9 protein-coding genes are annotated in these 16,857 nt (G+C 39.7%); all 9 read left to right on the forward strand.

Annotated features, from left to right (window positions below; all coding sequences use genetic code 11):
• Positions 1 to 42 precede the first annotated feature (42 nt).
• The 9 genes from AC04QZ_RS02700 (at position 43) to AC04QZ_RS02740 (ending at position 16,711) form a co-directional block, all read left to right on the forward strand.
• Positions 43 to 1,032, forward strand: coding sequence for a hypothetical protein (locus AC04QZ_RS02700; RefSeq protein WP_145954235.1), 990 nt, complete (start codon positions 43 to 45; stop codon positions 1,030 to 1,032).
• Between the two features lie 782 nt (positions 1,033 to 1,814).
• On the forward strand, positions 1,815 to 5,069 hold the full coding sequence (locus AC04QZ_RS02705) for a SusC/RagA family TonB-linked outer membrane protein (RefSeq protein ID WP_478356471.1): 3,255 nt from the start codon (positions 1,815 to 1,817) through the stop codon (positions 5,067 to 5,069).
• Between the two features lie 14 nt (positions 5,070 to 5,083).
• Entirely contained in the window at positions 5,084 to 6,913 is a 1,830-nt protein-coding gene (locus AC04QZ_RS02710; protein WP_086546118.1) for a RagB/SusD family nutrient uptake outer membrane protein, read from the forward strand.
• Between the two features lie 396 nt (positions 6,914 to 7,309).
• Positions 7,310 to 8,965 carry a pectate lyase family protein gene (locus tag AC04QZ_RS02715; protein ID WP_478356472.1) on the forward strand — a complete coding sequence of 552 codons (1,656 nt, stop codon included), beginning with the start codon at positions 7,310 to 7,312 and terminating at the stop codon, positions 8,963 to 8,965.
• Position 8,966: 1 nt separating this feature from the next.
• Positions 8,967 to 10,598: a pectate lyase family protein gene (locus AC04QZ_RS02720; RefSeq protein WP_478356473.1), complete on the forward strand. Its 1,632-nt coding sequence runs from the start codon at positions 8,967 to 8,969 to the stop codon at positions 10,596 to 10,598.
• A gap of 76 nt (positions 10,599 to 10,674) precedes the next feature.
• Positions 10,675 to 10,977 (forward strand): GIY-YIG nuclease family protein, encoded by a 303-nt coding sequence (locus AC04QZ_RS02725; protein ID WP_478356474.1) that lies wholly within the window; start codon positions 10,675 to 10,677, stop codon positions 10,975 to 10,977.
• A 166-nt stretch (positions 10,978 to 11,143) separates the two neighbouring features.
• Positions 11,144 to 14,305: a DUF6298 domain-containing protein gene (locus tag AC04QZ_RS02730; RefSeq protein WP_478356475.1), complete on the forward strand. Its 3,162-nt coding sequence runs from the start codon at positions 11,144 to 11,146 to the stop codon at positions 14,303 to 14,305.
• Between the two features lies 1 nt (position 14,306).
• On the forward strand, positions 14,307 to 15,707 hold the full coding sequence (locus tag AC04QZ_RS02735; protein WP_478356476.1) for a glycoside hydrolase family 140 protein: 1,401 nt from the start codon (positions 14,307 to 14,309) through the stop codon (positions 15,705 to 15,707).
• A gap of 119 nt (positions 15,708 to 15,826) precedes the next feature.
• Complete coding sequence (locus AC04QZ_RS02740; protein WP_478356477.1) at positions 15,827 to 16,711, forward strand: glycoside hydrolase family 43 protein; 885 nt, start codon at positions 15,827 to 15,829, stop codon at positions 16,709 to 16,711.
• Positions 16,712 to 16,857: the final 146 nt, after the last annotated feature.

Consider the following 16,857-nt stretch of genomic DNA (forward strand, 5'->3'; position numbering starts at 1 on the left):
AAAGCATAAATGTTTCAGTTGATCTGACTAAAAATTAAAATAATGAAAACTAGATATATAAATAAGTTACTCATCGGGTTATGCTTGATTCTTTTCGCTTCTTGCAAAAAAGAATCGGCGAACATTTTTAACATGTTCGATGATGTTACCGTAACTTTCAACAATAGCGATCCTCGTTGCGTGACCGATTACAAAGTAATTAACGACAAAGAAGAGGTATGGATTGATTTCACTATAAACTCGGCTAACGAGGATATGTATTCGTATGTATTTGAGGTTTCTTCAGGTACGGTTCAGGCTACGCGTTATACAATAGCCATTACCGATCCTACTAAACGCAGAAGTTTTTCAGCCGTGATTAAACTTCCAAATAACACGCTTTTTCCTGCAGCTGCACTTCGTGATGGCAAACAAAGCTTTCGTATTTGTGCGTTAAATGAAAAGGGTGTGTACATTGGCGACGGATACAAAAAAGTAACAGTTGAGGTAAATCCGAGTTTTATGATTTACGCCAACAGGGATATTTATTTACCAGATACGGTTGCGAAATCTCTACCAAGCTTTTTATCACTTACTGATGCTACAGGTTTTAGTTATACAAATGCATCAGCCAATGCCGGAAAGATAGATTTTGGTATATATAGAAAGCCAGGATCAAATTCTACAGTTCAGACGCCAACCTGGGTAGTTAATTTATATTCCCTAAGCGTAGCTACTAATCCATTAACCGTTTACGATATTAGCGGCTTTAGTCCTAAAAGAGCGACTAAATTTAGTCAGCCTGTTACCGGACAAGCCAATGCATTTCTCACTACGGCAATTTCTGGCTCATCTATAGAAACTTTAGCTAAAGCAAGGGCAATTACTTTTAATGAAACTACTCAAGTTCTTCCGGCTAATGGTTTAGCGCCAGGTAATGCGGTGTTTTTCCTTACTCCGGAGGGTAAATATGGGATGTTATATGTTAATGTAGTTACTGCCGACTTGCAGAAAAGGCCTTACATTAATGTGAGCATCAAAGTTCAGCGATAAAGTGTTTTGTTCGGCGGTTGGTACCGCCATATATTTGGTTTGAAGAAAAAGGGAGCAGCGATTGCTTCCTTTTCTATTTAAGCCCCATCGTATTAATGAGCAGGTAAGGCCATGCGGATCATTGTTGTACCCTTGAGAAAAAAGAATTGTTAATAGCTCATCAAATAATACTTAGGTTCGAGTATTGGAAGCAATCAGAAGGAATAAACAGTATCATTTTTATGATCAAATTTAAAGGGACACCACTCATGTCCCTTTTTCTTTTGTAAATATTTTTTTACCAAAGCTTTAAAATAAGCGTCTAAACAACGTTTTTAACTTAAAAATCAGCTAAATTCCAATATTAAAATACTTTTTATTTAAATATTAAATTTATATATGAATTTAATATCTACCTTGTATATCAGTTATCGTAATCAATTTAATTTGTTACAAGGATTTTTGCCGAATGATAATATACTACAATAGCTGGAGAAAATTATACATAAAATAGTGATATTTTGCGTGCAATTTTGAATTATAATATACTTTCTAACCAAAATAATTATCAAGATCAAAATAAAAAATGAGCCAAATCACCGCATATTATTTTCATTTTTTTTCCGGAAAGCTTGTAAGACCTGTTTTAATTTATAGTTCCGAAGGAAACAGAATTTAATAGAAAAAAAATCTAACTCATTAACCCTCTCCATTTATAAAGTTTAAAATTTAGCGCAATAAAACCTTTGATTAAGGACGTATAAATCCTCAACCATTGAATTAAAAACTAACCAAATAATAAGATGAACTTAAAATTTTTACGCAAAATTTCTTTGTCCTTGCTCATGATCTTACTGGCAAGTACAATGCTTTTTGCTCAAGACCGAAAGATTACAGGTAAGGTTGTAGATCAGGCCGATGGACAGGGAATTCCTGGAGTAAACGTAAGTCTGAAAGGTGTTCCAAGTAATGTGAGCACCAACTCTGATGGGGTTTATACCATACAGGTAAAATCAAACAGTGATGTACTGGTGTTTTCATACATCGGCTACGCCCGGCAAACCATCCCGGTAGGTACACAAACAACCATTAATGTGAAACTGGTTTCTGATAATCAAAATTTAGAAGAAGTAGTGGTTGTGGGTTATGGTACACAAAAGAAAGTTACCTTAACCGGTTCTGTATCAACAGCCGATATCAAAAAGGTAGAAGATGTACCGGCGTTAACTTTAAGTGCTGCCTTAAGAGGAACAGCACCCAACCTGAACATTTCTGGAGGTACACAAAGACCGGGGCAGGGAACAACCATTACCATCCGTAATCCGGTTGCGTTTGCCAAAGACGGCGGTCAGGGTACCAATCCGATTTTCGTAATTGATGATGTCATCAGAACGCAGGCAGATTTCGACCTGTTAGACCAAAACGTGGTAGAAAGTGTTTCCGTACTAAAAGATGCCGAAGCTGCAATTTTTGGGGTTTCAGGTGCAAACGGAGTAATTATTGTTCGCACGAAAAGAGGTAAAACGGGTGCGCCAAAAATTAATTTCAGTTCATCGGTAGGTTTTTCTGACGCCACTAAACTTCCAGATATGATGAGTGGTTTACAGCTTGGTAATTTTGTGAATGATTATCTGGATGCAAGCGTTTATCAGCAAGTTACAGCTGGGGTAGTAAGGCAAAATACTTATATCAACCCGGCAGACGGATTTAAGGTTGTGGACGGTGTGACGACCACTAAAGAACCATTGTGGTATACGCCTGATGAATTAGAATATTTTGGCAACCACAATAATAACTGGTTAAAAAGTGCATTTCAAACTTCGAATATGTATCGTCAGGCCTTAAACATCAGCGGAGGTACCGATAAGGTGACTTATTTTGTAGGTGGCGATTACATTACCCAAAATTCAAATTTTAAAGGTGTTAATTCAAGTAAATATGGCTTAAGAGCAAGTATCGATGCTAAATTAGGTAAAGGATTAACGGTTTCGGCATCAATCAGCACTGATGTTAATCAGTCGAAAAGTTACTTTTACAAACTGAACAGCACCAGTGAGAGTTTAGACAATGACGTAGCGACCCTACAAAATGTTAATCCCTGGTCTGAATATTTTATTGATGGCAACCCGGTATTATTGGGCGCCAACGCGGGTGGCGGTTTAGAGAATGTAAACTTCTTCTTAATCCAAAATACCGATAATTTTACAAGCAGCAAAGCCTACGTAATGAACATGTTAGGTAAAATAACCTATCAAATACCGGGCGTAAAAGGTTTGACAGCTACATTTACCGCAAATAAGAACATCAACGCCAGCAATGGAAAGCAGTTTGGTACTACATTTAACTATTACAAATATGCTGGTTTAGGTTTAAACAGCCATATTCCAGGTGGTGCTTTATTGTCGGTGTCTTCAATCAAAAATGGCGATAGGATTCGTTTGAATCCGGTGTTCAGCGAATCATACCAATTAAATGGTGGTTTTACCTACGACCGTACTTTTGGCAAACACAGCATATCTGCCACAGCTTTATTAGAGCAGAGGGAATCGAATCAGGAAGGGGTATCAGCAATGGTTGAAGGTTTGGTTACCGGTGCATTACCATACCAAACATTTGCAGTGGGTACACAAAGTTCAAATCAGGTAGGTTTGGTGAATCAGTTTGGTTTCCAATCCATTATTTCGCGTATTAACTACGATTACGATAATAAATACCTGTTACAATTGGTTTACCGTAGAGATGGTAGTTCGAGGTTTGCTCCAGGGCGTAACTGGGGTGGTTTCCCGGCTGCTTCTGCAGGATGGGTGGCATCGCAGGAAAAATTCTTTAAAGACCATGTTAAATTTATGGACCTCTTAAAGTTTAGGGTTTCAGTAGGTTTAACAGGTACAGATAATACCAAACCTTACCAATACCTGGCATCGTACAATGTGGGTACCGGGAATAATGGTGGCGCTGTTTTTAATAATGGCGACAGAACCATCGGTGTGAAAACAAATATTGCTATTCCTAACGAAATGGTTGTTTGGGATCATTCATTAAAAACCAATTATGGTGTGGATATGGCTTTCTTAAACAACAGACTTACGGCTACGGCAGAATATTTCTGGAGCCATAATTATGATATGTTAACCACATTATCTTCTTCTGTACCGGCCGTTATTGGTGCAGCTGTTCCGACAGAAAACTTTGGTATTGTAAATACTTTTGGTTACGAGCTTAGTTTAACCTGGAAAGATAAAATTGGTGAAAATTTCAGCTATAGTTTCTCTCCGTTTTACACCTGGAATGATAATAAATACATCAGGTATGATTTGGCATCGGGAAAGATTGGTACGCTTGAAGACCTAACTGGTCAATCAAACGATCCGGGTTATTTCGGATACAAATCTTTAGGTATTATCAGAACACAGGATGAGGCTAATGCTATTATTGCACAGCGTATTAACGGATCGGCTGTTGGAAATGACGCTAAAAAAGTTAAAATATTAGATAATGTTTTACAGCCGGGCATGATCAACTATGAAGATGTAAATGGCGATGGTGTGATCAGTGTTGCGGATAAACAATATATTACGAACCGCCAAACCAACCATAATTACTTAGGTTTAAACTTTAATATTGGTTATAAGGGTCTTAGTCTTAATGTTGTTGGAGGTTTATCATGGGGTGGCTACACCAGTATTGGTGGTTTAAAACCTAGTGGAACAAGTCCTTCTATTTATGGAAACAGGGCCTCATACTGGGCAGATCACTGGACCAAAACAAATACCAATGCCGCTTATCCTAACCCTTATTTTACCAGCGCATTCGAAGAAAGTGATTTTTGGTTGGTATCGGCCACGCAATTGGGGATTACCAATGCCAATTTGAGTTATTCAATACCGGCTACTTTAACCCAAAAAGTAGGTATAAACAGCATTAGGGTATTTGCACAGGCAACCAATCCGGTTCAGTTTATTAATCCATTTCCAGATAACTATAGAGATTTTCTTTCTCCAGTGGGTACCTATCCAACACTAAGGACAATTTCTTTTGGTATAAATGTTGGCTTATAATTACAAGAAATATCATGAAAAAATTAATCATATTAATCGCAATTTCTGCCTCACTTACTATGCTCTTCAGCAACTGTAAAAAGGTATTGGAAAAACAAGATTTGGGCAACTTTGTTGCGGAACAAATTTATAATGATTCGGTTACTGCAACTTTAAGCATGAACTATATTTACGGACAAAATCAGCCCTCATGGTTTGGTAATGTAGGTGGCTTAAGCGGTTCGGTAAATTCATTGTCTGATGAGCAATACGGAGATAACGTTTTTGTAAAAGGTACAGCAACCATCGAGTCGGTTACCGATTTAGGAAATTTGAATACTGCCGGTAACTATGTAAAAATCAGGTCTATTAATATGTTCATCAGAGACATAAACAATGGCACCTTGTCGGCTGGAACTAAAAGACGATTTAATGCACAGGCTACATTCTGGCGGGCGTTTAGGTATTTCGAACTGGTTAAACTCTATGGAGGGGTGCCCATTGTGCTTACCCCACTGGATGCGGTAGGCGATGAGGCGAAAAAAGCTGCATTATTACCTAGAAATACAACTTCTGAAACTTTTGCTCAAATTATTAGAGATTTAGATACCTGCATTAAGTATTTACCAACCAAATGGACGAGCAATGCAGATTATGGCCGTATTACCAAAGGTGCAGCATTGGCTTATAAAGGTAAAGTATTGATGTATTGGGCAAGCCCGGAATTTAATCCTACGAATGATCAGACAAGGTGGAAAGCTGCTTACGATGCCAATGTGCTGGCCGTAGAAAATCTTTCAACCAACGGATTTGGTTTATATTCAAAATTTGATGTCACCATGTGGACAACCGAAGGAAGTAAATCAGGCAGTACCCCACAAAACCCTGAAGCGGTGTTAACCACTCAATATAATATGGCTACAACTGATTTGGCTCAAAACAATAATACGTATCCAAATGCAACGGTGCCAAAATATATCGGAACTACTGGTGGGTCTAATTTGCCGACTTACGACATGGCTTTGGCTTTCCCGATGAAAGATGGTAAAGATGCAGGTACTTCGACCAAGTACCCTTACACTTTAGCCACTTTTTACAAAGACCGCGATCCGAGGTTCGATCAGACAATTGCTTATAATGGTGCAAATTGGCCATTAAATGCCAATCCGAATTATCGTTTATGGACTTATAATTACACTAAAGGCTCTACAACGCTTAGTACAGAATCACAGGCAACCGCCAGCGGTTTTTACTTAAGAAAAGGTATCGATCCGGCATTAACAACCAGTAATTTTATTTATGCCGGTACCGATTGGATCGAAATGCGTTATGCGGAAGTGTTGTTGAATTTAGCAGAATGTGCGGCTGAGATTGGTAATGTAGGTCAGAGTCAGGAAGCTTATGCGAACCTGATCGCGATCAGAAAACGTGCAGGTATTGAGGCCGGTACAGACGGACTTTATGGCTTAACTGCCGGAATGAGCGGTGCTCAACTGGTAACGGCCATTATGCGCGAAAGAAGAATTGAGCTGGCTTTTGAGGGGAAACGTTTCTGGGATTTAAGAAGAAGAAAATTACTGGAAACAACATTGAATGGAAAAAGAAGGTTGGCCATTAATATTGCACTGAAAAACACGGGCACAGGAACGGATTATATCCTGAGCACCAGAGATGCAGCTGCAGCCACAAACCTGGATGCTTTTTATGCCACCAACTTTACAGTGACAACAAAGGCACTGGATACCTATGATATTGCTTACCAGGCTGGCGTATACTTTTTTGGCATTCCAACCGCGTCTATTCAAAACAATGTAAACCTCCAGCAAAACAATACCTGGGGTGGCGCGTTCGATCCATTTAAATAATTGAGCTAAGATCTTTGGGGTGGTTTGCTCACCGCCCCGGTTTTTTTTATTTGGTTTTTGAAAAAAGGGAACATTAATTTGTTTCCTTTTTTTTATTTAAGAATGTTACATTTATATATGAATTTTATTCCTATCTTGTAACATGGCTGCGAGAATGAATTTAATTTGTTACAGGCATTTTTGCCAATTGATAAGATGGTACAATAGCTAGCCAAAATTATACATTAAATAGCCGCTTTTTGCGTGCAAATTTGAAAGATAATATACTTTCTAACCAAAATTATTTACAAGGATAGACAAAGAAATGAGCCACGATTTTAAATATTATAGATTAGATTTTTTCTGCTGATCAAAAATATTTCGTAACTTCTTTCTCTTCCCAACGAGCAAACACAAATGAAAAAGAACTTTTTAAATCTGTTGTGTACAACGGCATTAATTTTCTCCGCAAATTATACATTTGCCCAATACCCGAATATTCCGGCCGACATCAAAAAATCTTCCGATTCGATGATGAAAGAAGCTTATCACCAGTCGGATATAGCCTGGGAAAAAGCCAAGCCTATTATGGCCAAAGAAGCTGCTGAAGGTAAGCCTTATATTCCATGGGCTGGCCGGCCAACTGACCTCCCTCAGTCTAAACTCCTGGCATTTCCAGGTGCTGAAGGTGGAGGTGCATACAGCTTTGGTGGTCATGGCGGTAGGGTAATTGTCGTTAAAAATTTAAACGATAGGGGTCCGGGCTCTTTGCGTGATGCCTGCGAACAAGGTGGAGCAAGAATTGTTGTTTTCAATGTTGCCGGAATCATCAGGCTGAAAACGCCATTGATCATCCGTGCCCCATACATTACCATTGCTGGGCAAACCGCGCCGGGTGACGGTGTGTGTGTAGCTGGCGAATCGGTTTGGTTAAATACCCACGATGTTATTGTTCGCTTCATGCGTTTTAGAAGAGGTGAAACTTTTGTGGGCCGCCGCGATGATGCCATTGGTGGAAATCCGGTTGGAAACATCATGATTGATCACGTTTCGGCAAGTTGGGGTTTGGATGAAAATATGTCGATGTACCGCCACATGTACAATGATAGCACAGGTAAAACCGAAGAAAAACTGGGAACAGTTAATATCACCATACAAAACTCTATTTTCTCGGAAGCCTTAGATTACTGGAACCATGCTTTTGGCAGTACTTTAGGTGGCGAAAATTGTGCTTTTGTACGTAACCTTTGGGCCGATAACGGCGCCCGTAACCCATCAATCGGCTGGAACGGTATTTTTAACTTCGCCAATAACGTGGTGTTCAACTGGAATAACCGCTCTACCGATGGTGGCGATTATACGGCACAATACAACATCATCAACAACTATTATAAACCAGGGCCGGTTACCGAATTAAAAGATCCGATCAGTTACCGGATTTTGAAACCAGAATCAGGCCGTAGTAAATTACCTTACGTGGTGTTCGGCCGTGCCTATGTTGCCGGAAATATTATTGATGGTAATGAGCGGGTAACCAAAAATAACTGGGATGGAGGCGTACAGATGGAAGATAAAAAAGGAAATTTAATGCCTTTGGAAACAGCTGGTAAATACTTTCCTGCAATGAAAGCCAAAGATCCGTTCCCAATGCCTAAAATCAGTATCATACCAACTTTACAGGCTAAAGAATATGTATTGGCAAATGCCGGCGCAACCTTACCAAAAAGAGATCCGGTTGATACACGTGTCGTGAAACAAGTGGCTACCGGAAAAATTGAAGTTCATCCGAACGCTAAACCATCTGCTTTCCAGTTCGAACACCGCAGGTTACCAGGCGATTCTTATAAACAAGGTATCATTACAGAGGTTTCACAAGTTGGAGGTTATCCTGAATACAAAGGAACGCCTTACAAAGATTCAGACGATGATGGTATGCCAGACGCGTATGAACTTAAAAACGGCTTGAATCCTAAGGATGCATCTGATGCTGCGAAAATTACCAAAAGCGGTTATTCAAACATCGAAGTATATTTAAATAGTGTTGTTCCTGTTTCAATTGTAAAACCTAATTAATATGCGTACCTGGAATTCAATTTTTAGCATAATTGCTTTATGCGGTATAGGAAATGTAGCTTTTTCGCAATATCCGGTTATCCCTGAAGCAATGGAAAAGAAAGCCGATTCACTTTTGAAAAGTATCGAAGAAAAATCAGAACTTCAGTTTTTAAAAGTTAAACATATTGTTGATGAAGAGGCAAAACATGGTAAACCTTATATTCCATGGGCGGCTAAACCAGGCGATTTACCACAAGCGAAAACCGTAGCCTTTCCTGGCGCTGAAGGTGGTGGCGCATACTCGTTCGGAGGCCGAGGAGGAAAAGTTTATGTGGTAACCAGCCTGGAAGATTCTGGCAAGGGAACACTGCGTGAAGCCTGCGAACAAGGCGGGGCGAGAATTATTGTTTTCAACGTTTCGGGCATTATCAGATTAAAAACACCACTGATTATTCGGGCACCTTATATTACCATTGCCGGTCAAAGTGCACCTGGCGATGGTGTTTGTGTGGCTGGCGAATCGGTATGGATTAACACACACGATGTGGTGATCCGTTATATGCGTTTCCGCCGTGGCCAGACAGACGTTACACGAAGAGATGATGCCATTGGAGGTAATCCCGTTGGTAATATCATCATCGACCATGTTTCAGCGAGCTGGGGATTGGATGAAAACATGTCTATTTATCGCCATGTTTATGACAAAAAAGACGGTTCTAAACCAGAGAAATTACCTACGGTAAACGTTACCATTCAAAATTCGATTTTTTCTGAAGCCTTAGATACCTATAACCATGCTTTCGGAAGTACCATTGGAGGTTTAAATTCAACTTTCATGCGTAATCTTTGGGCCTCAAATATCAGTCGCAACCCATCTGTGGGTATGTACGGCGATTTTGGTTTTGCCAATAATGTGATCTTTAACTGGTGGAACAGAAGTGCCGATGGTGGCGATAATGCTTCTCTATACAGTTTCATTAATAATTATTACAAACCAGGACCCATTACACCTGCAGGAGAACCGATTTCTTATCGTATCTTGAAGCCAGAATCGGGTAGGGATAAAAAGTTTTCGAATGAATTTGGCCGCGCTTATGTAACCGGAAATATTATTGAAGGAAATGAAAAAGTAACCAAAAACAACTGGGATGGCGGCGTTCAGCCTGAAAGCAAAAGAGATAAACAAAGACTACTGGATTCGATGAAAGTAGATAAACCATTACCTATGGCCAAAATTACAATCATCGACACCAAAAAGGCTTACGATTATGTGCTGGCTAATGCAGGTGCATCTTTACCGGTTCGCGATGCGGTAGATCAACGTATCATCAAACAGGTTACAACCGGTAAGATTGAGCATGTTGAAGACGGAAAACTTCCAGCTAAACAAAGTTATGTAAAACGTCGTTTACCTGCCGATTCTTATAAACAAGGCATTATTTCAGATATCGCACAAGTTGGCGGTTACCCTGAATATAAAGGAAAACCCTATCTGGATAGCGATCACGATGGTATTCCAGATGCCTGGGAAATCAAAAACGGACTTAATCCTAAAGATGCCAAAGATGCTACAAAGCTATCGAAATCAGGTGATGCCAATATCGAAGTGTACTTGAATAGTTTGGTTGATATTAATAAAGTGAGACCGTAGAAAATTCTTGTATATGCTGTCATTCTGAACGCAGTGAAGAATCTGCAAGCGATGAAACGTAGCTTTTAAATATATTATGGACCATAATTACTTTGTCTACATCTTAACAAACAAGAACAGAACTGTTTTGTACACAGGCGTAACAAATGACTTAGAGGTTAGACTTAAACAACACCTAGAGAATAGAGAAAATAAATTTGCTTTTACTTTTAAATACAATTGCCACTATTTAATTTTTTTCGAAAGATATCAGTTCGTTGAGCATGCAATTGAAAGAGAAAAAGAAATTAAGGGCTGGACTAGGAAAAAGAAAAATGAGTTGATTGAAATTTTTAATCCAAAGTGGAGATTTTTGAATGAAGAGATAATTGAAAGATAAAAACCTAATCAAATAGCATTGTGACTCTGAATGTAGTGATGAATATGCATGCTGTGAAAACAAAACGTTAATAAAACTACTGCTAAGGCTGGAGGAGAATAGGCAAGGACAGTAGACCATAGGTTGCAGATGCTTCGTGTCTCAGCATGACAAATAAAAAACATTAATGCCAAAAACTAACCACATATTAAAAGTTATACAACTAAAAACCTTACCGTTTTTGGTAATGGCGATTTTGGTGGCTAACTTTTCTTTTGCACAAAAGACAAAACCTGTTGAGCCACCAAAGCCAATTTTTAAAGGAAAAGATGGCAAAATGGCTTATACGCCCGATGCAGAAGGAAACCGTATTCCTGATTTTTCGTATGCAGGTTACATGGCTGGCGAAGAAGCCATTCCTGATGCCACAATAAAGGTCGTGGTTCCTGTTTCAAAAGGTGATGCCACCCTAAGGATTCAATCAGCCATTAATTACGTCGCTAAATTACCGATCGGAAAAGATGGTTTACGTGGTGCGGTTTTACTGGAAAAAGGGACTTATGAAGTCGCTGGAACATTGCGGTTATCAGCTTCCGGAGTAGTTCTTCGTGGAAGTGGAATGGGCGAAAACGGCACAAAAATTTTCGCTACAGGTTTAGATCGTATTGGTGTGATCAGAATTTTGGGTCAAAAGAACAAGGTGGAGGAACAAGCGATAGCCCTTACTGATACTTATGTGCCTGTAAATGCAAATAAAATTACCTTAGCAAATACAAATGGATTAAAAATTGGCGATCAGATCCTCATTCATCGCCCATCAACCAAAGAATGGATCGAAACCCTTAAAACTGTCGAGTTTGGCGGTGGTGAAAGTGCTTTAGGCTGGAAACCAGGAACAAGGGACATTCATTGGGATAGAAAAATCACCGCAATAAACGGCAATACGATCACTTTCGATGCGCCAATTACAACAGCCTTAGATTCCAGGTTTGGGGGTGCAACCCTTTCAAAATACAAATGGGCGGGTAGAATTGCGCAATCGGGTGTTGAAAATCTAAAAATCGAATCCGATTACCATAAAGAAAATAGTAAAGACGAGTATCACCGCTGGACAGCCATTTGTTTAGAGAATGTGCAGGATGCCTGGGTTCGTCAGGTTGTTTTTGAACATTTTGCGGGTTCTGCTGTAAATGTTTTGGAGACTTCAAAAAGGATTACTGTTGAAGATTGTAAATCACTGGCCCCAATTTCTGAAATTGGTGGTGAACGCCGGTTTACATTTTTAACCACAGGATCACAGACCCTTTTCCAAAGGTTATATTCAGAATATGGTTACCATGATTTTGCGGTAGGCTTTTGTGCACCCGGACCAAATGTTTTTGTGCAATGCCAGTCGTATTTGCCTTTTAGTTTTAGTGGTGCAATTGATAGCTGGGCATCAGGTGTGTTGTTCGATATCGTAAATATTGATGGACAGGCCTTAAGTTATTTAAACCGCGGACAAGATGGTCAAGGGGCAGGGTGGAGCGCTGCAAACAGTGTATTCTGGCAGTGCAGTGCAGCCAGGGTTGATAATTTTCAACCCCCGACAGCTCAAAACTGGGCTTTTGGAACCTGGTCACAATTTGCCGGGAACGGTTATTGGGATATGTCTAACGAACAGATTCAACCAAGAAGTTTATATTATGCACAGTTAAAAGATAGATTAGGTAACGAAGCCGATAAAAGGAATTTCGTTCTTCCGGTAGAAACCGAAGCATCAAGTAGCCCACCTGTTGATGTAGCGCTAAAACTAACCAAGCTGGCCTATAAACCTGCATTAACCGTTTCAGAATATATTGATGCCGCATCTGAAAGAAATAAAATTCCAACGAATGCTGGTTCAGAAAAAAGTATCGATAAAATTGGCCTGGATAAAGTTGTTCAACCAACACTTGCTAGCGCCATGACCATCAAAAATGGTTGGTTGGTTCGCGGCAATGAACTTGTGGTGGGAAATCGCCAGGATGTGCCCTGGTGGAATGGAAGTGCGCGCCCTTACGGTTTAAAAAACACAAAATTCCATGTTACACGTTTTGTACCCGGACGTTCGGGAAATGGCTTAACAGACGATTTGGATTCGATTACAGATGCCATGAAAAACGGTTCAGTAAAAGTACTCGATCACAATTACGGCCTTTGGTACGATAGAAGAAGAGATGATCATGAACGTATCCGCCGTATGGATGGCGAGGTTTGGGCACCATTTTACGAATTGCCTTTCGCCCGTAGCGGACAGGATAAAGCCTGGGATGGTTTAAGCAAATACGATATCACCAAATACAATCTTTGGTATTGGGATAGGTTAAAACAATTTGCCAATCTGGCCGACCAGAAAGGCCTGGTTTTAATCCATGAAAATTATTTTCAGCACAATATTATCGAAGCTGGTGCACATTATGCTGATTTTCCCTGGCGTACGGCAAACAACATCAATAATACAGGTTTCCCCGAACCAGTTCCATATGCCGGTGATAAACGTATTTTTATGGCTGAGCAGTTTTACGATATCACAAACGAGCACCGTAAAGCGATCCATAAGGCTTACATCAGAAAATGCCTGGAGAATTTCAATGGAAATACAGGTGTTATTCAGTTAATTGGTGCTGAGTTTACCGGTCCCTTACATTTTGTACAATTCTGGATCGACACCATAAAAGAGTGGGAAAAAGAAACAAGCAAACATCCCATCATTGGTTTAAGTGTAACCAAAGATGTTCAGGATGCCATTTTAGCTGACCCAAATCGTGCCAATGTTGTCGATTTAATCGATATCAGGTACTGGCATTACCAGGCCGATGGAACAGCTTATGCACCACAAGGAGGCTTAAGTTTAGCACCCCGTCAGCATGCACGTTTGTTAAAACCTAAGAAAACATCTTTCGAAGAAGTTTACCATGCCGTTTCCGAATATAAAAACAAATTCCCTGAAAAGGCTGTGATTTATTCGGGCGATAGCTTTGATAGCTTCGGATGGGCGATTTTAATGGCAGGCGGTTCACTATCAAATATCAATGAAATAGATCAGTCGGTTCTAAATGCCGCTTCTTCAATGAAAGCATTTCTTCCGGCAGGTAAATCAGCTAAACAATACGGACTGGAAAATGCAGGCAAAGCTTACATTTTATACAATGCTTCAGCAGATGCGATTAATCTTGATTTAAGTAAGATCACAGGGAAATTCAATGTAAAAGTGCTGAACACCCGAACCGGTAAAATGCTTAAAGAAGAAAAAATTAATGCTGGCGCCATTGTAAAGTTGAATAAAGTAGCTTCAGGCGACGAGGTACTCATCATCAATAAAATTTAACATGAACATTAAATCTAAAATATTTCTGCTTGTTATGGTTTCTTGCCTCGCTTTGGCTTGTAAGAAGAAACCTCATTTTGGGGATAAAAGCCTTCTGATTTCTGAAAATGGAAGATATTTAACCACTGGCGATGGCAAACCATTCTTTTGGCTCGGCGATACAGGCTGGTTGTTATTTGGCAGATTGACAAGAGAAGAGGCAAATACTTACCTGGAAGACCGTAAACAAAAAGGATTCAATGTAATCCAGGTGATGCTATTACACGATGTGCCATCGAGAAATATCTATTTGGATTCGTCACTTGTACACGCCGATGTTTCAAAGCCGATGCTTACACCAGGCAATAACCCGAAAGATTCTTTGGCTTATGATTATTGGGATCATGTAGATTATATCGTTGATAAAGCAGCTGAAAAAGGGCTTTATATGGCCCTGGTTCCGGTTTGGGGTACCAATGTTAAAAATGGAAAAGTTAAGAAAGACCAGGCAAAGGTTTATTCCGAATTTTTGGCTAAACGTTATAAAGAAAAATGGAATATTATCTGGCTCAATGGTGGTGATATTAAAGGTAGCGATAAAAAAGAAGTTTGGAATACCATTGGTGAAACGCTAAGGGCGAATGACCCGAATCATTTAATTACTTTCCATCCAAGGGGGCGTACGGCTTCTTCGCAATGGTTTCAACAAGCTAAATGGTGCGATTTTGACATGGTACAGTCAGGCCATCGCCGTTACGATCAGGATACATCTAAAAACGAGAAATTACATTATGGAGAAGATAACTGGAAATACATCGAAGCCGACTATAAACTGAAACCAACCAAACCGACTATTGATGGCGAACCTTCATACGAAGACATTCCACAAGGTTTGCACGATACCAGCCAGCCACGCTGGACAGATAGCGATGTAAGAAGATATGGTTACTGGTCGGTTTTTGCAGGTGCTTTCGGTTACACCTATGGCCATAATTCGGTGATGCAGATGTACAAAAAAACAGATTTAAAACCTGCTTATGGTCCGAAAGATCAATGGATAATGGCAATAAATGCTCCGGGAGCAAAACAAATGCAGTACCTGAAAGATTTAATGCTTTCGCATTCCTATTTCGACCGTGTACCTGATCAGACTTTAATAGCTGGAAAGAATGGCGAAAAATACGAACGTGTTATCGGCACAAGAGGTGAAGAATTTGCACTCCTTTATACTTATACCGGAAAAAATTTCAGTGTTCAGTTAGGTAAAACCGATGGCGATGATGTAAAGGCATCGTGGTTTGACCCAAGAACCGGAAAAACTACAGCAATAGGAGAATTTGAAAACAAAGGAATAAAAGAATTTAACCCACCAGGCGAACCCGCAAATGGTAATGATTGGGTTTTGGTGTTAGAGAAGATATAGGAGAAGCGTGTACCGGAAGGCGTATGGCGTTAGGCCAAAGCAAGATCACTAAAGAATAAAAATAACTAAATAAAAAAGTGTTTAAAACAAAGTCAATATCATTTTTTCGCTTAGCTATAATGGGCTGGCTGTTTTGTGGATTAACATCCTGTACAAAACAAGCTTACCTGTTTACGTCTTTTCATGAGCCGGCAAACGAAGGATTAAGGCTTTTATACAGCTACGATGCTTACCATTGGACAGATTTAAATAAAACATTTTTAAAACCTGAAGTTGGAACGCAAAAAGTTTTACGCGATCCATCCATTGTACAAGGACCAGATGGTACTTTTCATTTGGTTTGGACCTGTAGCTGGAAAGGTGATAAAGGTTTTGGTTATGCCAGTTCAAAAGATCTGATCAACTGGAGCGAACAGAAGTTCCTTCCGGTAATGGAAAGCGAACCCAAGACGGTAAATGTTTGGGCACCTGAAATTTTTTATGATGATGAAAAAGGAGAATATGTAATCATCTGGGCTTCAACCATACCATTCCGCTTTGCTAAAGGAATAGAAGAGGAAGAAAACAATCACCGGATGTACAGCATTACCACAAAAGATTTTATAAGCTTCTCGAAACCGAAATTGTTTCTTGATCCTGGTTTTAGTGTTATTGATGCGGTTATTGTAAAACGCGCCACCCAGGATTATGTGCTGGTTTTGAAGGATAATACACGACCGAACAGGAATTTAAAAGTGGCGTTTGCAAAAGATGCTTTAGGACCCTACGAAAATATTTCGGGGACTTTTAGTCCGAAATTAACCGAAGGGCCAACGGTAGTAAAAGTAAAAAACGACTGGTTGATCTATTTCGATGCTTACGGGCAGAAAATTTACTCGGCTTATAAAACAGCCGATTTTAAAACTTTTAAAGATGTGACATCGGAGGTTTCCATCCCCGAAGGACACAAACACGGAACGATTATAAAAGTAAAAAGGAAAGTGATTAAGAATTTATTAAAGTAGTAAACGAGCCGTCATTGCGAACTGAAGCAATGGAACAAGCGAGTGCGTGAAGCAATCTATTGGGCAAAAAAGATTGCTTCGTTCCGATGAAGGATCGGAAACTCGCAATGACGACTTAGCGAATAAAAGATTTTAATTCTTAGTGC

Source organism: Pedobacter folensis, assembly GCF_056490665.1.